The sequence below is a fragment of the Chitinophaga sp. genome (genome assembly GCF_035761305.1).
In the GTDB taxonomy this organism is placed as follows: domain Bacteria; phylum Bacteroidota; class Bacteroidia; order Chitinophagales; family Chitinophagaceae; genus Chitinophaga.
Genome location: NZ_DASTRI010000095.1, coordinates 20,839 through 40,446 on the forward strand (window position 1 = coordinate 20,839; position 19,608 = coordinate 40,446).

The 19,608-nt window shown below is 50.6% G+C and carries 15 protein-coding genes; 6 read left to right on the plus strand and 9 right to left on the minus strand.

Annotated elements, in window-relative coordinates; translation table 11 throughout:
• The first annotated feature begins 28 nt into the window (after positions 1–28).
• The gene (locus VFS25_RS08670; protein ID WP_326461736.1) at positions 29–1,039 is read left to right on the plus strand and encodes a hypothetical protein; all 1,011 of its coding nucleotides are present in this window, start codon (positions 29–31) and stop codon (positions 1,037–1,039) included.
• 119 nt (positions 1,040–1,158) lie between these two features.
• Here VFS25_RS08670 and VFS25_RS08675 read toward each other — a convergent pair whose 3' ends face one another.
• A complete protein-coding gene (locus VFS25_RS08675) occupies positions 1,159–2,103 on the minus strand; it encodes a nuclear transport factor 2 family protein (RefSeq protein ID WP_326461737.1) in 945 nt (314 codons plus the stop codon).
• Between the two features lie 248 nt (positions 2,104–2,351).
• Positions 2,352–3,095: an MBL fold metallo-hydrolase gene (locus VFS25_RS08680; protein WP_326461738.1), complete on the minus strand. Its 744-nt coding sequence runs from the start codon at positions 3,093–3,095 to the stop codon at positions 2,352–2,354.
• A 338-nt stretch (positions 3,096–3,433) separates the two neighbouring features.
• On the opposite strand from VFS25_RS08680, the gene VFS25_RS08685 reads away from it, so the two are divergent.
• On the plus strand, positions 3,434–4,531 hold the full coding sequence (locus VFS25_RS08685; RefSeq protein ID WP_326461739.1) for a hypothetical protein: 1,098 nt from the start codon (positions 3,434–3,436) through the stop codon (positions 4,529–4,531).
• 71 nt (positions 4,532–4,602) lie between these two features.
• Here VFS25_RS08685 and VFS25_RS08690 read toward each other — a convergent pair whose 3' ends face one another.
• The gene (locus VFS25_RS08690) at positions 4,603–5,583 is read right to left on the minus strand and encodes a GlxA family transcriptional regulator (RefSeq protein WP_326461740.1); all 981 of its coding nucleotides are present in this window, start codon (positions 5,581–5,583) and stop codon (positions 4,603–4,605) included.
• Between the two features lie 192 nt (positions 5,584–5,775).
• On the opposite strand from VFS25_RS08690, the gene VFS25_RS08695 reads away from it, so the two are divergent.
• From VFS25_RS08695 to treZ, 3 genes are read left to right on the plus strand one after another with little or no spacing between them, the layout of a single operon-like run.
• Positions 5,776–6,384, plus strand: coding sequence for a dihydrofolate reductase family protein (locus tag VFS25_RS08695; RefSeq protein ID WP_326461741.1), 609 nt, complete (start codon positions 5,776–5,778; stop codon positions 6,382–6,384).
• A gap of 56 nt (positions 6,385–6,440) precedes the next feature.
• Positions 6,441–8,057, plus strand: coding sequence for an alpha-amylase family glycosyl hydrolase (locus VFS25_RS08700; protein WP_326461742.1), 1,617 nt, complete (start codon positions 6,441–6,443; stop codon positions 8,055–8,057).
• Positions 8,058–8,075: 18 nt separating this feature from the next.
• Positions 8,076–9,896 (plus strand): malto-oligosyltrehalose trehalohydrolase, encoded by a 1,821-nt coding sequence (treZ, locus tag VFS25_RS08705; RefSeq protein WP_326461743.1) that lies wholly within the window; start codon positions 8,076–8,078, stop codon positions 9,894–9,896.
• A 68-nt stretch (positions 9,897–9,964) separates the two neighbouring features.
• On the opposite strand, the gene VFS25_RS08710 is transcribed toward treZ, so the two are convergent.
• The 5 genes from VFS25_RS08710 to VFS25_RS08730 all read right to left on the minus strand — a co-directional run bounded on the left by VFS25_RS08710 (position 9,965) and on the right by VFS25_RS08730 (position 18,275).
• Positions 9,965–11,083 (minus strand): glycoside hydrolase family 76 protein, encoded by a 1,119-nt coding sequence (locus tag VFS25_RS08710; RefSeq protein ID WP_326461744.1) that lies wholly within the window; start codon positions 11,081–11,083, stop codon positions 9,965–9,967.
• 138 nt (positions 11,084–11,221) lie between these two features.
• On the minus strand, positions 11,222–13,018 hold the full coding sequence (locus VFS25_RS08715; protein WP_326461745.1) for a RagB/SusD family nutrient uptake outer membrane protein: 1,797 nt from the start codon (positions 13,016–13,018) through the stop codon (positions 11,222–11,224).
• A gap of 21 nt (positions 13,019–13,039) precedes the next feature.
• Positions 13,040–16,432 carry a TonB-dependent receptor gene (locus tag VFS25_RS08720; protein WP_326461746.1) on the minus strand — a complete coding sequence of 1,131 codons (3,393 nt, stop codon included), beginning with the start codon at positions 16,430–16,432 and terminating at the stop codon, positions 13,040–13,042.
• Positions 16,433–16,537: 105 nt separating this feature from the next.
• The gene (locus tag VFS25_RS08725) at positions 16,538–17,470 is read right to left on the minus strand and encodes a FecR family protein (protein ID WP_326461747.1); all 933 of its coding nucleotides are present in this window, start codon (positions 17,468–17,470) and stop codon (positions 16,538–16,540) included.
• Positions 17,471–17,675: 205 nt separating this feature from the next.
• Positions 17,676–18,275: an RNA polymerase sigma factor gene (locus VFS25_RS08730; RefSeq protein ID WP_326461748.1), complete on the minus strand. Its 600-nt coding sequence runs from the start codon at positions 18,273–18,275 to the stop codon at positions 17,676–17,678.
• Positions 18,276–18,515: 240 nt separating this feature from the next.
• Between VFS25_RS08730 and VFS25_RS08735 the strand changes: the two genes are divergently transcribed.
• The gene (locus VFS25_RS08735; RefSeq protein ID WP_326461749.1) at positions 18,516–19,160 is read left to right on the plus strand and encodes a DUF4197 domain-containing protein; all 645 of its coding nucleotides are present in this window, start codon (positions 18,516–18,518) and stop codon (positions 19,158–19,160) included.
• A 174-nt stretch (positions 19,161–19,334) separates the two neighbouring features.
• On the opposite strand, the gene VFS25_RS08740 is transcribed toward VFS25_RS08735, so the two are convergent.
• On the minus strand, positions 19,335–19,608 hold a 274-nt coding region (locus VFS25_RS08740; protein ID WP_326461750.1), incomplete at its 5' end, for an SDR family NAD(P)-dependent oxidoreductase.

Below are 19,608 nucleotides of genomic sequence, written 5' to 3' on the forward strand. Positions count from 1 at the left end.
ATTGGTCTGATTTACCAAATTGATCTTTATGCGAATAAAGCATTATATCCCCCTTATGTTAGGCGGCCTGCTGCTGCATATAACAACTTCCTTACAGGCGCAGGACACCGCTGCAGACACAGCCCATTTGCCCGGCAGCAACTTCAGCCTGCAGGGCGCACTGGAAATGTTTAAGAAGGCCAATTCCCCCGAAGAATTTGAAAAGCTGCTGAATACACAGGATAACAAGGTGAATAACCTGGACCTTAACGGCGACGGTGATATTGACTACATTAAAGTAGTGAACAAGCGGGAAAACGATGTTCAGGTATTTGTGCTGCAGGACCTGGTATCTGAAACCGAAAGCCAGGACATAGCCGTAATTGAGCTGCAAAAAACCGGCGCAGAAAACGCGGTGATACAGATTGTAGGCGATGAGGATATTTATGGCCGGGAAACCATTATTGAGCCATCGGCCGGCAATGACGAAGCGGCAAATGAAACCAGTAAAAAAGAGGAACCCTACTTTGGCAGCGGCCCCCTTGTAAACACCCGCTATGCTCCTACCCGCGCCATTATAGTGAATGTGTGGGTATGGCCGTGCGTTCGCTTTGTGTTTGCACCGGCTTATACGGTTTGGGTATCGCCCTGGAGCTGGCGCGTACGGCCGGTTTGGTGGCATCCCTGGCGCCCGTTGGCCTGGACGGTGTACCGGCCCTACCGTTACCATTATGCACCGCATTATGTAGTGGTGCATACCCACCGGGTAGTGTATGCTCCAAGGATTTACCGCCCCATGCGTGTAACATCCGTAACGGTGCGTACCCGCAACCAGGTGGTAATAAACCGCTACCGCGCCAATCCCCGGCCTGCACGTACTTTCAGCAGCCCGCGCACTACCACTACCCGTACTTTTAACGGACCGCAGCGCACTATCAATACCCGCAGCCGTACTTACACCTCTCCCAACGGCAACCGGCAGGTTACCCGCCAACGTACCACGGTAAGCGGCCCGCGCGGCAGCGCCACACGTACGCGTACCCGTGTTAAAAGGCATTAGGGGGAATTAATAATTAAGAATTAAGAATTAATAGTTAGAAGGCGCTGGTGTATTGAATACCGGCGCCTTTTTAGTTTAGAAGTAACATTGCTTGCAGATGGCAGCAGCTGTATTGCAGTTTAGTGCAGACTTATTACCCGGCACATTTGCCAGTGATTGTTGTTGCGCTGCCACAATATAATGAACTTGCTGCCGTGTGAGGTAGCACCCTCTGCCAGGTTATGAAAACGGTGATAGCCTATTTCCACCGCTCCATAGCCGTTAATGGGGTACACTTCAATACTGCCCTTTATCAGCTCCCGCTTTACCTTACCGCAAATGTTTTTTTGGGTAGCGGCCAATACTTCAGCTCTTGACGTGGTTAACCCGCCCCGGTCATGATAAAACTCAAGGTTGTTTACCATCATATCCGTCATCTTATCCATGTTACAGGTATTGTAGGCGTTAAAGAAGGTGCTGTCCAGGTTAACAATAGTATCATATAATGCTTTATTATCCGGTACATAGGGCGCAGGTTGATAACGCTGCTCAGCGGCTGCTTCGGCAAAGTGTGTATTAACGTCGTAATCCAGTTCCCTGGCTAATTTCCAGGTATTGCCTTCTTTTTTCCACGTACGGGAAAACCTGGACACCTCTACCTGCTTTTCCGGCTGGCCTGGTTGTGATAAATAAAACTGCTGCACGCCGGTTTGCATGGCTTCCTGGCTGTTTACGGTAAATGCCTGCAGGCTGCCGGGCACTATTTGCCGGCGCAGGCGCGTACCAGCCTGCTGCTGCTTACACAACCGGGCGGCGCTGGTAATAAAATCGGCCAGGGGCTGGGCCATGGTGGGGTTCTCCAGGCCATTGTCGTGGTAAAAAACAAAATCTTTTGTGAACAGCGCCTGCAACGCTTGGGAGTCGCAGCTGCCGAGTGCTATGTGAAATAAAAGGCTGTCGGCGTGCAGCAACTGCTCATATAAAGGCCCGGAAACAGAAGCCTGGTAGCGCTGTTGCGCACGGGCCGGCCAGGCGGCCATTAACCATAGCATAAGGCAAAGGCCCGTAGTAATTGTCTTTCTCATACAATTAGTTTGTTATACAAAGATATATGTTTTTAATAGTAGTATGCAATACATACTACATATTTATTTTTACCTTTTCTGCTAATGACGATGGATAATATGGAAGGGGCGCTGCAAGCACTGCGGCAGTGTTGCTTTTGAAAGCCTGTTTAACCTGCATCAGCGGGAAGCTGCGTCACAAAAAAAAACCGGTCCGCTATGGGACCGGCTTCGCTTTCTAAGCAGTGGGATAGTTATCTGTAAAATCTTTATTTGCCCGGGTACCAGTTCCGCAGGCGAACATCAATATTTTTATCGCCGGCATTTACCAGCGCTTTAAATTCATTTATATCACTCAAGCCGTTCTGTCCGCGGTAGTGATAGGGGTATACGATCTTAGGTTTAAAGGCCAGCACCGCTGCTGCGGCCTCCTTCACATCCATGGTATAGGGCAGGTTCATGCACACAAAGGCCACATCAATATTCTTCAGCGCTTTCATTTCCGGAATGCCCTGGGTATCGCCGGAAAGATATACCTGCTTACCACCAATGGTGAGCACATAACCGTTGCCCCTGCCTTTGGGATGGCGTGGACTGGCGCCTAAGTTATACATGGGAATGGCTTTAATACCAATACCTGCCTGCATGCTTTGTGCGCCATTGTGCAGCACTACGGCTTTTGCCTTTAATGCAGCCGGCAGCAGCGCAGCTACCGCCTCCGGCACCACCAGCACGGTATTGGGCGCTATTACCTTTGCAATAGCGGCGGTATCAAAATGATCGCCATGTATATCTGTAACCAGGATAACATCCGGGGAAGGAAGGTTTTTAAAATCGGCCCCGCCGGCAGGATCTGCATAAACAGTAGTGTTGCCTATAGTAAGCGCCAGGCTGGCATGCTGTACAGGATGAACGGTGAGCGTACCTTTGCCGGTAGGCACCGCATCCGTACTTTGGGCCATTAAACGGGTGGCGCCCAGTAGTATGCACAATGCGAAAACCCTGAGTTGCATTAGATGGTTACTGTTTAGGTCAGGTAAATTTAAAAAAAGTTTAGCATAGCATGGTAGTGCCTGCTAAGAAATTATTGTAGTGTTAATGTTTTAAGGGCCATGTGTGCACGATAGGGAATGGTCCGCGCGTAGTTCAGCAAGAAAAGTTTAGCATATAAATATTAAAATATTCCTTACATTCGGTACAGGCTGTACCGGCGCATTGCATCACGTTATGAACTATTGGGCAAACTATACCTTACAGCAAGTGAACATTAATAATGAACAATGAATAATTAATACACGGTGCAACTTTCCGTTATCTGTATTCTCTTCTCTAACAACAACCACACATTAGTATGAACAAACTTTTATCAACCATTTTCTTTACAGCAGGCACGCTGTTTATTGCACACACTTTACAGGCACAGGGCTGCGTGGCTTTACGCGGCAGCGGCGCTACCTGCATGATGGCGCACACCGATGAAAGCCCCGACAAGTGGATGTTTACCAGCGGGGTACGCTACTTCCGTTCCTACAAACACTTTAAAGGACGGGAGGAACAGAAGGAACGCGTAGCACAGGGTACAGAGGTGATCAATCACCAAACCGCCATTGACCTTGCCCTTACCCGCATCCTGGACGACCGCTGGAGCATTATGGTAGATGTGCCTATACTGGCCAACGCCCGCTCTTCCCTATACGAGCACGGATTGGTGAACGGTGTTAACAAATACAATGAACGCCACAGCACACACTCATTTGGACTTGGCGATATGCGTATAGCCGTGTACCGCTGGCTGCTGGATCCGCACAAACACAGCCGCGGCAATATACAGGCGGGCCTGGGTATTAAGTTTGCCACCGGCGATTATGATGTAAAAGATTACTGGTACAATGTAGGCCCCAACGGCACCAAAGAGCTGCGCGAAGTTGACCAGTCGATACAGCTTGGCGACGGCGGCACCGGTATCACCATGGAGCTGAATGCCTACTATAATTTTACCACCCGCCTGGCGGTGTACGGCAACGGCTACTACCTGGTAAATCCACGTGAGCAGAACGGCACCCGCACCTGGCGCGAAACTTTGTCGCCCGCGCTGGCTAATGAAGCCATTAGCAGCGTACCTGACCAATACATGTTCCGGGGCGGCATCAGCTACACTGCACTGCGGTTTACCGGCTCCGTGGGCGCCCGCCTGGAAGGCATTCCGGTGCATGACCTGGTTGGCGGCAGCGGCGATTTCAGGCGGCCCGGCTACGTGTGGTCTGTAGAACCGGCCGTTTCTTACCAGGTTGGTAAAACCCGGCTGTTTGCAGCGGTACCGGTAGCGTTTGTACGGAACAGAACGCAAAGCGTTACGGATAAGGAAAGAAGCACGCCTACCAATAAAGTGAACGGGGATGCGGCATTTGCAGATTATGTAGTGAATGCGGGAATTTCAGTGAGGTTTTAGGGAAATCTAAAATGTAAAATGCTAAATGTAAAAGTAGCAGACAAATGGGCTATATGCAAACCTACATTCCATCACGCTACCACTGCCTCATTATTATACTTATTCCTGTAATCAATGGGCGACAAACCGGTAATTTTCTTAAACACCGTACGGAACGATTTAGTATCGTTATACCCTACTTCATACATCACCTCATTCACATTCTTTTTACTGATCTCCAGCAGTTTTTTGGCAGCTTCAATACGTACGCGCTGTATGTACTCTGCAGGGGTATTGTTGGTGGCCTTTTTAAAACGGCGGTCAAAGTGCCGGCGGCCAATGGCGAATTTTACAGCCAGGTCGTCTACAGAAAGATGCTCTGTAAGATTGTTTTCGATAAACTCCTGCGCACGTTTTATAGGTTCATCTTCATGTTTCTTTTGCCCGTTGAACATAATAAAGGGCGACTGGCTTTTGCGGTCAATTTCCAGCGCAAACAGCTTGGCGGCCATAATGGCGAATTCACGGCTGGTATATTTTTCAACAATATACAGCAGCAGGTTCCAGTAAGAGTTGGCGCCGCCGCTGGAGTACAAACCTTTTTCTTCTGTGATCACGCGCCCGTCTACCAGCTTTACCTCCGGGAACATTTCGCGGAACTCGCCAGCGGTTTTCCAGTGGCTGGAACATTCCTTGCCGTTCAACAGTCCCGTGGAAGCCAGCAGGAACGCACCTATGCAAAGGCTGGCTACTTCCGCGCCCTTTTGATGCTGTGCTATGATCCAAGGTATAAAGCCCTTGTTAATGTCCAGCGAATGCGGCAGGTTGCTGCCCAGGGCGGGAATAATGATCAGGTCTGTTTTTGTTACTTCAGTAGTGAGCTGGTCGGCATGTACGGTAAACAATCCGTTGTTCAGCGTCACTTCTTTGGTGAGGCCAATCAATTGCACATTAAACAAGGCAGGCTTTCCGGCTGCAGTTAAAAATTCGTTCACAGTGGTGAACAGGTAACGCGGGTCTGCAATGGTGCCTAATACAGCCTCATGCGGCACAAGGATGGAAACGTGTTTCATGTGGTTTAAATTATCTTGACCTTTAACGGGTGTTGTAAAATAACAAAAAAAGTCGAAACCAACCCTGCCGGAAGTCCGGATCGCCCTCCCTTTCCGCATTGCTGCCGGCGTATCTTTGAAGATCAATTTTACTGTTAAAAATATCCGGATGCTGCATGAGCTGTTATTACTGAGCATAGAAAAAAACGGGCGATGAGAAAGGTAATTGTATCAATGAACGTAACGCTGGACGGCTTTATGGCCGGCGCCAACGGTACGCTGGACTGGCATTTCCCGTTTTGGAATGAAGAAATGACCGAATACATGACAGCGCAGCTGCAAACAGCAGATACTATTCTGCTAGGCCGCCTGAGCTACCAGGTAATGGCCGACTACTGGCCCCATGCTGCTGCACAGCCCCTGCTTACCCCCGCACAAAGCTGCTTTGCCACCCAAATGAACAGCTTTACCAAGATTGTTTTTTCAAGAACCCTGCACAAAGCCAGCTGGCAGCACACCCGCATTATCCGCAGCCATATTAAACAGCAGATGCTGGAACTGAAACGGCAGCCGGGCCGCGATATGGTGCTGCTGGGCAGCATTAGCATTGTGCAATTGTTTATACGGCTTGGGCTGATAGATGAATACCGCCTTTGGGTACACCCCGTTACCGTAAAACAGGGTACGCCCCTGTTCCGCAACAACCACCATAAAACAGCGCTGCAGTTCCTGAAAGCCAAAAGCTTCAGCAACGGCATGGTGGTGCTGTATTACCGTTGCCTGCCGCAGCAAATGCCGGATAACCTGTATGTAGTTAGCTAACGGCACGCTATTGTGCACGCTATTTGCAGGTCATATACGTCATTAAAATATTCGCAATGGAGCAGGCACAACTTTACTGGTGGCAAAAAGGAATTATTTACCAGGTGTACCCACGGTCATTCCAGGACAGCAATGCAGATGGCGTAGGGGACCTGAAGGGCATATTACAAAGGCTGAATTATTTACAGTGGCTGGGAATTACCGCCGTTTGGCTCTCTCCTGTTTACCCCTCTCCCATGGCCGACTTTGGTTACGATATATCTGATTATAAGCAGATACACCCGCTGTTTGGCACCATGGATGACTTTGATGCTTTGTTACAGGAAGTACATAAAAGGAACATGAAGCTGATCCTTGACCTGGTGCCTAACCATACTTCCAGCGAGCACCCCTGGTTTAAAGAGGCCCGCTCATCGCGCGATAGTCCACGCCATAACTGGTACCTGTGGCATGATCCCCAGCCCGACGGCTCCCTGCCTAATAACTGGCTCAGCGTGTTTGGCGGCAGCGCCTGGGAATGGGACGAGCACACCGGCCAGTATTATTACCACGCATTTTTAAAAGAGCAGCCGGACCTTAACTGGCGAAATCCTGAAGTGCAGGAGGCCATGTTCGACATAATGCGTTTCTGGCTGGATAAAGGCGTGGATGGTTTCCGGGTAGATGTAATGTGGCATATGATCAAAGATGCGCAGTGGCGCGACAATCCTCCCAATCCTAACTACGAGCCGCACATGCCTACCTATAACCAGCTGCTGCCGGTGTATTCCACAGACCAGCCGGAAGTGCATGATATTATTGCAAAAATGCGGCAGCTGCTGGATAGTTATGACGACCGCATGATGATCGGCGAGATATACCTGCCCATCCATAAGCTGGTAGCTTATTACGGACCGGAGAATAACGGCGCCAACCTGCCTTTTAACTTTCTGCTGCTTACTTTACCGTGGGATGCCGTGGAAATTGCTGCGGCTATTGATGAATACGAAGGCGCGCTGCCCCAGCACGCCTGGCCCAACTGGGTGCTGGGCAATCATGACCAGCCCCGTATAACCAGTAAAATAGGGCTGGACCAGGCAAAGATCGCCGCCATGCTGCTGCTTACACTACGCGGCACGCCTACTATCTACTATGGCGAAGAAATTGGCATGCGGGACGTACCAATCCCGGAGGGCGAAGTACAGGACCCACAGGGATTGAACATGCCGGAGAAAAACCTGAGCCGCGATCCTGCGCGCACGCCCATGCAATGGGACAATAGCGCCCATGGCGGCTTTTCTACGGTAAAACCCTGGCTGCGCCTGGCACGGGACTATACACGCACCAATGTGGCGCTGGAGCAGGATGATGCTTACTCCATGCTGAACTTTTACAGGCGGCTGATACAATTACGGCAATCGGAACCGGCTTTGGTGGCAGGCGATTATAAACCCGTGTTTTCCAATGAGCAAATGATTGCCTACACCCGTTCTGTAGAGGGGCAGCCGCCGTTACTGGTTGTGCTGAACCTGACCCACCGCCCCTGCTATTTCTCGCCCGCCAATGTTGATTGCAGCGGCACTATTCTGCTGGCAACTGATCACGGGATGGAAAACAGCGCTATCGGCTCCTGCATAAGCCTGGGTGGTGATGAAGGTTATATTATCCGCCTGCAGAAAGCCCCCCATAGCTGATCTAAAAATTATTCATTGATGGAAAAACCTGGTGTATATGCCGCCGCAGATCATTCTACGTTTACTGTATGGGCGCCGCTACATAAAAAAATGGATCTTCACCTGCTAACGCCTGAAGATAAAATAATGCCAATGCAACAGGGGGATGATGGTTATTTTACCCTTACGCTGCCGGGCCTTGCCGCCGGATGCCGTTACTTTTACCGGCCCGGAGGCGATAAAGATTATCCAGACCCCGCATCGCATTACCAGCCCGAAGGGGTGCACGGCCCTTCAGCCACTGTTGACCACAACACCTATAGCTGGAACGACCATGAATGGAAAGGACTGCCCATGAAAAGCCTGGTATTTTATGAGCTGCATGTGGGCACCTTTACTCCCGAAGGCACTTTTGAAGCCATTATACCCCGCTTGGATGACCTTGCGGCCACAGGCATTAATGCCATTGAGCTAATGCCGGTAACACAGTTCCCCGGCACCCGCAACTGGGGTTACGACACCGTATACCCGTACGCGGTACAACATAGCTACGGCGGTCCGCAGGGCCTCAAACGCCTTATTGACGCCTGCCATCAAAAAGGGATTGCCGTGTTCCTGGATGTGATCTGCAACCACCTTGGGCCGGAAGGCAATTACCTGGCACAGTTTGCACCCTACTTTTCAGACAAGTATAAAACACCCTGGGGATCGGCCGTGAATTTTGACGGGCCGTACAGCGATGGCGTACGCCATTATTTCCTGAACAATATGGTGTACTGGTTCACACATTACCATGTAGACGGCCTCCGGCAGGACGCCATACATGAAGTATATGACCGCAGCGCAACACACTTCTGGCAGCTGATGCACAGCACACGGCAGCAGCTCGAAGAGCAGCTGGGACGCCGTTTATACCTGGTGGCGGAAAGTGACCTGAACAGCCCGCATGTAGTTAAGCAGCCCGACGCCGGCGGCTGGGGCTTTGATGCACAATGGCTGGACGATTTTCACCATGCCCTGTATGTATTGCTGGACGAGAAAGGCAAAAAACATTATACAGATTTTGGGAAGGCCGAACAGCTGTGCAAAGCTTTCAAGGAAGGTTTTGTACATAGCGGCGATTACGTGGAGGCGCGCAAGCGCAGGCACGGCGCTTCTTCTGCCGGCATAGGCGGAGAGCATTTTATAGTATTCAGCCAAAACCACGACCTGGTAGGCAACCGCCCCCAGGGCGAACGCCTGGCTGCGCTTGTAAATACGCCGCGCTTAAAGCTGGCAGCTGCCGCAGTGCTGCTATCGTCCTACATTCCGCTGCTGTTTATGGGTGAGGAATATGCTGCTGCAACGCCCTTTTATTTTTTTGCCGACTTCCAGGATGAAGATATTATAAAGGCGTTGCGCGAAGGCAGGGAAAAAGATTTCTCTTCTTTTGAATGGGATGCGCCGCCGCCGGATGCTATGAGCGAAAACGTGTTCAGGCAATGCGTGCTGCAATGGCAGGAACGGGAGCAGCCCATGCACCGGGACATACTGCTGTGGTATAAGGAGCTGATTGCGCTGCGCAGGGAACACCCGCTGCTGCAAAACTTTGATAAGAACAACCTGCAGGTAACTACCATTGGCCCGCTTACGCTGCTGCTGCACCGCTATGACGATGCCAGTAAAGATCACCTGCTTTGCTATTTTAACTTCAGCACAGATACGGTTAGCTATACCCTGCCGGAATACGCCGCACACTGGCATGCCCTGCTGGATAGCAACGGCCCTGTGCAGGCGCAGGCCACCCTGCGTGCCGGGCAAAGCCGCGTACTGGGGCCTTTAAGCGTGTACCTGCTGCAATCAAATAGTGAAAGGGGCTGACCAAAAAGAATGTAAAATCATAAATACCTCCGGGCCATTTTACATTCTTTTTAATCAGCCCAGGTTCACTACTTTCCGGGAGGGCAAACCTGCATGAGCATTACTGCGCTGCTGGCTTCATAAGACTGGATAGTGCCTGTTGGGCAGGGTACTTTATAATTCCGGTAGGTAAGGCCACGGGCAGCATCCCGGTTGCCCCATGCGGTGTTGATGTTCCTACGCATCCAGGGCAGGTACTGTGACTGGCCGGCATCCTGCACCAGCATTAGCATATAGTGGCCAAAGATCGCCTTTAGTACGCCCTGCTCGTTCCAATCGCCTTCTGCCGGTAAAATACCATCCTGGTCGCACATGGATTTTTGTGTATAATCTACGCCCAGCTTAGCCTGGTCCAGGTAGGCGGCCTGGCCGGTAGCTTTATACAGCATGGTGGCGGCGCCAATAAAGGTGCCCTGGTTATAGGTGTAGTCGGACCAGCCTTTTTTGCCGTTGATATTGTTATCTGCCACGCGGCCGGTGCCGCCATCTACCAGGTTGGCCAGCGCCCAGCTGTACACATCCTTTGCTTTTTGCAGGTAGGCGCTGTCGCCGGTAAGCTTGTACAACAGCAACGCGCCGATAACCGTGGGAAAATTGATGCAGGAATTTTTACCGCTGTGGTTAAAGTCCCACCACATGCCGCCATTGGCAGCATCGTAAGAGCCGGCCCACACGTGCTGGAAACCGGCAATGGATGTGGTAAGGTACGTGCTGTCTTTCGTGATCTCAAAGGCGCGCGCCAGGGAAATGATCCACCACATCATGTCATCATAAATAAACCATACGGTTTTATTGCTCCAGTTATAACGGTCGTACTTTTTATAACCGCCCTGGTAAATGTCTTTTATCTTTTGCAGCAGGGCCGGGTCGTTGGTACGCTTGTAGGCGTTCATTGCCATATCCCAGAATACGGCCTGCGTCCATATTGCGCCGGTGGAATTTTTTTCCGTAGTGGCGTAATAGAGCTGTTCCGTTGGGTTATAAAAATAGGTATTGAAATTATTAAAGGCAGCTGTGGCGTCTTTATCAGTAAAAGATACTGCCGGCAGCGGCACCGTGTCAACCGGCGTTACCGCCCTGTTGTTACTTTTGCTGCAGGCCGTGTTAAACACCAGGCCTGCAGCAAGTATGAGCATGACTTTAGACATTGACTAATTTTTAACAGGCTTAAAGCAAAAAGTAAAAGTAAAAAAGTAAAAAGCAAAAATTGCTTGTGTTTTGCTGATGGTATTCTACACTTTTACATTTTTTACTTTTTAACTTTTACTTTTTGCCTTTTTACTTTATTACCACCCCGGGTTCTGCACCAGCTCCTTATCGTTATTAATATCATCAGAGGGTAGTGGAAACAGGTAATGCCGTTTGTTAAATACACGGGTTTCAAAAGCCACTACTTTCAGGAAGTCCGGCAGGTCGGCATTAATATCCAGGCCATACATGGGGCCGTTCTCCGTTTGTTCTGCTATTTTCCAGCGGCGCACGTCAAAGAAGCGGTTGTTCTCAAAGGCCAGCTCTACGCGGCGCTCTTTGCGGATGGCGTCGCGCATGGCATCCTGACCTGCGGGGGCCGGCAATTCCGGCGAACCGTAAAGCGGAATACCAGCCCTTTCGCGGATCAGGTTAAGGTATTTCAGAATGTCCGGATCGTTAGGCGATGCTTCGTTCAGGCATTCTGCGTAGCTCAGGTATATTTCAGCCAGGCGAATGAGTATGCAGGTACGGTCGTTCACATTCCAGCGGCCCAGGCCCATGGCCTTGCGCACAATATAGCCGGTGGTGGAATAATCGCCGCCGCCTGCTTTCCGGCCGGAGTTACCCGTGTAATACGTGTGCGTAACAATTTCGCCAAAATCCCTGTTGAGCCATGTGCTGCCGTCATACGTAATGTTCACATAAAAACGGGGCTCCCTGTTCACCCACTGGTTATAGATATTGGAAGGATGCGTAGTACCCGGCGCCTGGAAATCGGAATAGCCGGATGATACATATCCTGACAGGGGATCTGTGATGCTTCTGCCGTTTTGGGTAAAAAACGCATCCACCATATTCTGGGTAGCTGCCAGGCCGCCGCTGCCTTTTAATTCACCGGAAGGAGCGCCGCTGTGGTAAGGCGTAAGCTCATACTGGCGCGCATCCAGGGAGCCGCGGGTGCGGGCAAAAATCACCTCCTCGTTCCAGTCTGTCAATATCACATCCCTGCAGGAAAGATAGGGATCAAATTCGCCATTTTCATTATTCTTTTTGAACAGGTTATAGGTGCCGGGCACAAACTGGTTTATAAAGGCTTTGTAGGCATCTGCCGCTACTTTCCATTTATTGGCGTCAAAGCTTTGGCTGATCAATTGCCTGCCATCGTGGTTGCGCAGCGCTGCCAGTTCCGTATTACCGTTATACAGCGGGCTGGCGGCATACATCAGGGCATTGGCGCGGAACGCCAGCGCCACGCCTTTTGTAATGCGGCCATAGTCTTGCTGCGTAGCGGGTTTTGCAGGCAGCACCGCAGCGGCTTTTTCCAGCTCGTCTGCCACATACGCCACGCATTCGTCAAAAGAGTTACGCGGTATCTGCAGGTTGGTATCTACCGGCGCAGGCGTTTCTCCCAGTATTACTACGGGGCCGTATATACGCATCAGGTAAAAGTAATACATGGCGCGCAGCGCACGGGCCTCTGCCTTATATTGCTCTTTCTGCTGCTGCGAGCGGTCGGTGATCTTATCGGCATTCTGAATGAATACGCTGGCAGCGCGGATGCCTTTGTAAAAATTGGTCCAGTAATCTCTTACAAAACCGGAGTTGGCATCCCAGTTACCAATATTTACATCATTGGATTGTACAAAGCCCCATACAAAATCCGCTTCATCGCTGCCGCCGGTCCACAGGCCGCGGTTCTCCACATCGCCGGGGTTGCGCTGTCCAAATTCATCCGGTATGCGCGAATACACGTTGGCCAGGAACTGGGAAGCGGTATTCCAGGTTCGGAACGTTTCATCAATGGTCAGCCGGTCGTCCGGCACCTGGTCCAGGTACTTTTTACAGGAAGAAAATATTCCCAGCACCAGTATAAATAACAATATCTTTTTCATATCCGTTTCTTCATTACGTGTTTAAAATCTTAAGTTCATGCCCAGTGAAATGGTGCGTATGTTCGGGTAGGCAGAACCGTTATCCGTATTCAGCTCAGGGTCCCACAGCTTGAATTTGCTGAAGGTAAGCAGGTTAATGCCCTGCAGGTATACGGAGGAGTTGCGGATGCCGATACGCCGGAGCACACCATCCGGCAGGTTATAGGCTATTTGTGCGGATTTCAGGCGCATAAAGCTTACATCTTTCACCCACCAGGAGCTGGTTTGTGTATTGTTCTTATTCTCTGCTTCTCCATATGCCAAACGCGGATAAAATGCATCGGGATTAGGATTATCCACCGTCCAGCGGTCGGTGGCTATGGCATAAGCATTGGTTTCACCGCCACCATTGTTGAAGGGTATAATAGCGGAGCCTGAAAGCAGGCGGTCTGCATCAGACACGCCCTGGAACAGCACGCCAATGCTAAAGCCCTTGTAGGCTATGTTAAAGCCAAAACCATATACCAGCGCAGGCACATCGCCGCGGCCTATCCTGGTTACATCGTAGTTATTGATAAGCCCATCGCCGTTCAGATCTTTATACTTGATGTCGCCGGGTTTTACTTTTGAGCGGTCGCCGGGTATGGGGCTTTTGCTGATCTCATCATCGCTGGCGAACAGGCCTTCTGCCACGTAGCCGTAACGGGCCAGTATGTTGTTGCCGCGGTGCTCCATCCAGGGGTAATCCTGCGGCGGGCGGTCATCTTCAATTACCTTATCCTTGTTGTAGGTAAGGTTGCCTCTTACTGCAACATCCACCTGCCCTATCCTGGCGGAATATTCCAGGCTGGCGTCAATACCTTTGTTATCCACTACGCCCAGGTTGCCGTACTGCTGGTTTTCCAAACCCATGAAGGCCACGTTGGAAGCGCGTTGCAGGAATATGCCCTTGCGGTGCTCTTTAAACAGGTCTACAATCAGGGTTAAACGATCTTTCAGCGTATGCAGCTCCAAGCCCAGGTCCTGTTTGTTGGAAACGGACCATCTTACGTCTGTTGCATAACGGTTGATGTTAATACCGTTGCTCCTGTTATCGCCACGCGGACCGGTTGGGTTTAAGCCAAACAGGTAGCCGCTTACATTGTTATTCAGCTTGGTAATGTACAGGAAACGCTCATTGGTGCTGCCTAAGCCGGTGTTACCATTGGAATAGCGGAACTTCAGGAAGGTAATGGCGTTCTTTACCGGTTCAAAAAATTTTTCGTTAGATACTACCCAGCCTATACCCATGGCAGGGAAAAAGCCAAAGCGGTTACCGGGCGCAAACAGCTCTGAGCCGTTATAGCCAAAGTTGAACTCTGCAAAGTAACGGTCGTCATAAGAGTAAGCGGCTTTACCTGCATATCCTAAATACCTTTCCGGTATGGAGCTGATGAAATCATTGGCCAGCGTATTGGTACGGTCGCTGGAATAAAACAGGCCCAAACCGGTTACACGATGCTTGCCAAAAGCACGGTCATAATTAACCGCAGCTTCTGTATAGAACTGGCGGGTAGTCTGACGGTCATTATCATCCCGGTCAAAGCCCAGGTATTCATCACCGGTAAAAGTTTTTACCAGGTTCAGCGAACCATCCGGGTTATAGGGATTGGCCTGGTCGGGGAAGTAGGTATCTTCTCTTTTAGAGCGGATAATGAAGTTTTGGTTATAGGTATCAAAGGCAAACATGGCGGTTGCGCTCAGGCCCTGTGTTATGAAATCCAGCGCCTGCGTTGCGCGCAGGTTGGAATACAGCTGGTTCTTAAACTCATTGCGGTAGCCGCGGCGCGTAAGGTCTGCATAGGGATTGCGGAAACCGCCGTTGGATGACTGGCCGGGCACCAGGCCGCCGGGGTACATGATGGGATAAGCCACCGGTGAGGCATCCATGGCGCTCTGGAAAATATCGTGCGTGGTAATGGCGGGATAGTTACCGTTTGAAAAGTAGCCCTGCAAACCTACATCCAGCCGGGTGGTTTTAGTTACGCGCAGGTTCAGGTTACTGGTAAAGTTATAACGGTTATATTTTAAAGACGAATTGTAGCGGGCCAGGTCGTCTGTTTTCAGGAAACCGCTTTCGTTGAAATAGCCCAGCGATACGTAGTACTTTGCATTTTCAACACCGCCGCTGGCATTCAGGTTGGCCATGCGGGTATGTCCTATTTTGTTGAACACTGCATCCATCCAGTCTACATTCGGGTACAGCAAAGGATCTTCGCCCGACTTGGTTTTCTCTATCACCTCCTGCGTATAGCGGGGATTTTGGTTACGGGTGGTGAGCGCTTCATTAGCCAGGTTCATATAGGTAATGCCGTCCAGCATTTCGGGGCGCTTTGTAAAGGTGTTCACGCCTTCGCTGTAATCAAAGTATATCTGCGGCTTGCCTACTTTACCGGTTTTTGTTTTCAGCAGTATTACGCCGTTTGCGCCGCGTACGCCGTATACCGCAGTACCGGCGGCGTCTTTCAGGATGGTAAAGGATTCAATATCCTCCGGGGAAATGTTGTTAATGGAACGTTCTACCCCATCCACCAGTATCAGCGGCGTAGCTTTATTACCGGCGCCAAAGGTAGAGATACCGCGTATCCAGATATCGGCGGCGCTTTTACCCGGCTCGCCGCTGCGCTGCACGCCTACTACACCGGCTATACGTCCGGCCAGCATGGTAGTAATGTCGGCTGCAGGCTGCTTGAACTCTGCCGGCTTAATGGTGCTTTGCGCGCCTACCAGGCTTACTTTACGCTGTGTGCCAAAGCCAACAACCGCTACTTCATTCAGCGCCCTGCTGGCTACTTTCATTTGCACGTTAATGGTGGTTTGGCTGCCAACGGTAACGGTGGCAGTTTCATAGCCAATGAAGCTGAAGGCCAGCACCGCATCCGGCGACTGCACAATGAGCTTGAAGCGGCCCTTGTCGTCGGTAGAGGTCATGGTGCTCACGCCTCTAACGGCTACGCTTACACCGGGCATGGGCTGCCCTTTTTCATCTGTTACGGCGCCCGACACCACAATGTCTGCACGGCCGGCCGACCGCTGTGCGGCGGCCAGGGATGCTTCCTTTGCGATCACCACAATATTGTTAACCTCTTTGAAACCCAGTGATTTGTTTTTCAGCAACGTTTGTAAAACCCGGTCCAGCCGCTCGCGGGAAAAATGACAGCTTTCTACGGGATAAGCAAGCAGCAGCTGCCTGTCATAGGCAAAAGTGACCTTGGTGAGCTGTTGTAATTGTTTAATAGCCGACTCCAGGGAGCCGCTTTTAATGGTGGCAGTGACCTCTGTTTCTGTAAGCACCTGCCCACGGCCTGCATAGGCGGGAATTACGGTAAGGGCATGTGTAAGCAGCAGTACAAAAGCCAATGTACCTTTTCGCAGCTTAGTGTTCAATTTTTTCATACGTAGTTTGGCATTAATAAATGTGCTTAATGTGGCAACGGATTACAGTTTATTCTTTTCGTTCCGGGAGCGCATGCTGCTGGTACCGGGCAGCATGGCTATATTTTAATACAAAATGATTTGGTTGTTTACGTGTTTGATATGCAGCTGGTGAATAGCGGCCAGCACCTCTACCGCCTGTGCGGGTTCCATATTGGTATTCAGCGCTGTGGTATAGCGGCTTTGTTTCACCTGTGGAATATTGGTGGTGAGCTTTACGCCAAAATTTTTCTCTACCAGCACACTCATTTCCTCAAATGATACATCGTTCAGCACCAGGCGGCCCTGCTGCCATTGGAGCAGCGCAGTGTCCAGCGGCTGCACGGTGGCGGCGCCGGTTTGCCGGTTGTATACAATGGCCTGGCCATGCTGCAGCAGGCGCCGGCCGGCTTTGCCTGCCGCTACGCTTACTTTGCCGCTTACCACGGCCACGCTTAGCTGATGCAGGGCTTTATAGGCGGCTATATTAAAGGAGGTGCCCAGCACAGTGGTTACCAGCGGGCCGCTTTCCACGATAAAAGGGCGGCGGGTATCGGTGCCTACCTGGAAAAACACTTCCCCGTCTACCAGCTGCACCCTTCTTTCTTTGGAAAGGTCTTTGGCTATCAGCAGCGTGGAACCGGCGTTAAGCGTAAGGGCAGTACCGTCTGCCATATGCAGGGTTTTCCGTTCCCGGTTGCCCGTGCGGATCTCGGTATATTCTCTATGGGGCGTGTTGTGCTGTAAAAGGTAAAAAGCCAGGCCGGCGCCCAGCAGCACCACTATCATGGCGGCAATCCTGAACCAGGGTTGCAGATAAAACGTTTTAGTAACTACAATTTGCGGCTGTATTTTTTGCCAGATGTCCATACGCAGCTGCTGCTCTTCCAGGGCAGAAAGCTCCGGAACCGCTTCCTGGTCAAAGGATGCATACCAGTTGTCTACAACGGTGGTTTCATGCTCTTTAGCCCGTGCTAACAGGTAACGTTGCAATAGCTGTTTGATCTTTCCAGTTTCCAAAAGGGTGCTTTTTATTTGCTTATATCAAAATCGATGGTTTGGTACCAGGCGGCACCCAACTTTTTTTAATTTTTTTTTGATGAGGGAAAAGCAATGACCGGCTGTTCCATGCTTTTTCACAGCATAGAATGGCGGCAGCTGGTTGGCGTAAAAGAACATAAATAATTGAGGAACAACGGAGAAGGCTGCACTGGTGAACCGGCGGCTATTTATTATAGTAACAGAAAAGGTAGCACAGTAACAGTGCCCAGCCGCCCGGCACATGCGACTGTAAGGCAATACGCAGCCTTTTCAGCGCTTCTGTAAGCTGGTTTTTAACGGTTTGCTCTGAGAGGTTCAGCTGGCGGGCTATTTCCGCAATAGAGTAATCATCCTCACGGCTCATCCGGAAGATCTGCTGCATACGCGCGGGCAGCTGGCTCACGGCATTATCTATCAGCTGCTTCAGCTCCTTGGTTTCCAGGCTGTTGGGATGCGCTTCCTGTACCTGGTCCAGTATATCAAAAAAGGCGGTTTGCTTAATTTCTGCTTCGCTGAAGGCGTAATGGCTAATGACCCTGTATTTAATGGCGGTGAACAGGTAGGCCCCTATTTCACCACCTTTTACGGTTACATGGCTGCGACGCTTCCACAGGGTAATCATTACTTCCTGCACCATGTCTTTGGCCTCATCCTGGTTCACGCGCTGGCAGGCTTTCTGGTAAAGCGCCTTCCAGTAGCGGTCGTACAGCATCTCAAATGCAGCGGCGTCATCCTCCCGGATGGCGTTTAACAATTCTCCGTCGCTGAGCTGTTTTTCCTGCATATGAATAAATAAAGGTGAGGCGGCTGATATCCGATGCTTATTAAATAACCCGGTGACAAAAATAATATTCTGCCATAATTGTGCTGGTAAAAGTTAAGGGGGCAGGATTAACTATTTTGATATCGGTATGGGGCGGTATATATTTGTTGCTATATATAGCTTACTATGAAGAAACACCTGCTAATCTGTTGCGCACTGTTATTGTCCTGTTCTACCGGCTGTGATACCGCACAGCAAATCATGCAAAACCTGCCGGCGGCATCATCCGGTACAGTCAGCACCTCACAAATTGCAGCGGGCCTCAAGGAGGCGCTCACCATTGGCACGCAGAACAGCACCAGCCGCCTTTCGGCGGTAAACGGCTTTTTTGCCAATGCAGCCCTGAAAATACTGATGCCTCCCGAAGCACAGAAGGTGGAAAGCACCCTGCGGAATGTAGGACTGGGCAGCGTGGTAGACAAAGCCATCCTGTCTATGAACCGGGGCGCAGAAGAAGCCGCCAAATCCGCCGCGCCCATTTTTATTAATGCCATTAAACAAATGAGCATTACCGACGCCATTGGCATTTTACGGGGCGGTGACTTTGCAGCTACCAATTACTTTAAGCAAAAAACCACGGCTGCTTTAACCACCGCCTTTAAACCGGTGATCACCAGCTCGCTGCAAAAGGTGGATGCCACCAAGTACTGGACTGATGTATTTACCGTGTACAACCGTTTCTCCAAAACGCCGGTGAACACCGATCTTAGCGCTTATGTAACGCAGCGCGCTATTGACGGTATCTTTCATGAAGTATCGCTGGAAGAGCAGAAGATCCGTAAAGACCCCGCCGCCCGGGTTACCGATCTGCTGAAAACGGTATTCGGCAGCCCGCTGGCCAAGTAAGAGAATATTAAATATTAAATACTAAATGTAAAATGTAAAAGTTAATGCAGCGGGTAGATTGAGAATGTATATTAAGTATTAAACGTAAAAGTAATGCAGCGACTGAATTACACCAGGTGTAATATATTTACTACACTGCCCTACTTTTACATTTTACATTTTGCGTTTTACATTCTACATTCCCCGTTGCCCGCCAATAGCCAGCCCGCCGTCTACCAGTATGCTTTCGCCGGTAACAAAGGAGGCAGCGGGACTGCCAAGCCATAGCACCAGTTCCGCAACCTCTTCCGGTGCAGCAAAGCGGCCTATGGGCGCATGCTTTTTAAACGGCGCCATCATTGCTGCTGCATCCGGACCAGGGAAAAAGCGGTCAAACATAGGCGTGTGTATATAACCGGGCTGAATATTGTTAATACGAATGCCTTCTGGCGCGCCTTCAATGGCTAAA

Coding starts and splice junctions, on each gene's coding strand:
- VFS25_RS08670 (WP_326461736.1), top strand. CDS start 29: ATGCGAATAAAGCATTATATCCCCCTTATGTTAGGCGGCCTGCTGCTG.
- VFS25_RS08675 (WP_326461737.1), bottom strand. CDS start 2,103: ATGAGAAAGACAATTACTACGGGCCTTTGCCTTATGCTATGGTTAATG.
- VFS25_RS08680 (WP_326461738.1), bottom strand. CDS start 3,095: ATGCAACTCAGGGTTTTCGCATTGTGCATACTACTGGGCGCCACCCGT.
- VFS25_RS08685 (WP_326461739.1), top strand. CDS start 3,434: ATGAACAAACTTTTATCAACCATTTTCTTTACAGCAGGCACGCTGTTT.
- VFS25_RS08690 (WP_326461740.1), bottom strand. CDS start 5,583: ATGAAACACGTTTCCATCCTTGTGCCGCATGAGGCTGTATTAGGCACC.
- VFS25_RS08695 (WP_326461741.1), top strand. CDS start 5,776: ATGAGAAAGGTAATTGTATCAATGAACGTAACGCTGGACGGCTTTATG.
- VFS25_RS08700 (WP_326461742.1), top strand. CDS start 6,441: ATGGAGCAGGCACAACTTTACTGGTGGCAAAAAGGAATTATTTACCAG.
- treZ (WP_326461743.1), top strand. CDS start 8,076: ATGGAAAAACCTGGTGTATATGCCGCCGCAGATCATTCTACGTTTACT.
- VFS25_RS08710 (WP_326461744.1), bottom strand. CDS start 11,083: ATGTCTAAAGTCATGCTCATACTTGCTGCAGGCCTGGTGTTTAACACG.
- VFS25_RS08715 (WP_326461745.1), bottom strand. CDS start 13,018: ATGAAAAAGATATTGTTATTTATACTGGTGCTGGGAATATTTTCTTCC.
- VFS25_RS08720 (WP_326461746.1), bottom strand. CDS start 16,432: ATGAAAAAATTGAACACTAAGCTGCGAAAAGGTACATTGGCTTTTGTA.
- VFS25_RS08730 (WP_326461748.1), bottom strand. CDS start 18,275: ATGCAGGAAAAACAGCTCAGCGACGGAGAATTGTTAAACGCCATCCGG.
- VFS25_RS08735 (WP_326461749.1), top strand. CDS start 18,516: ATGCAAAACCTGCCGGCGGCATCATCCGGTACAGTCAGCACCTCACAA.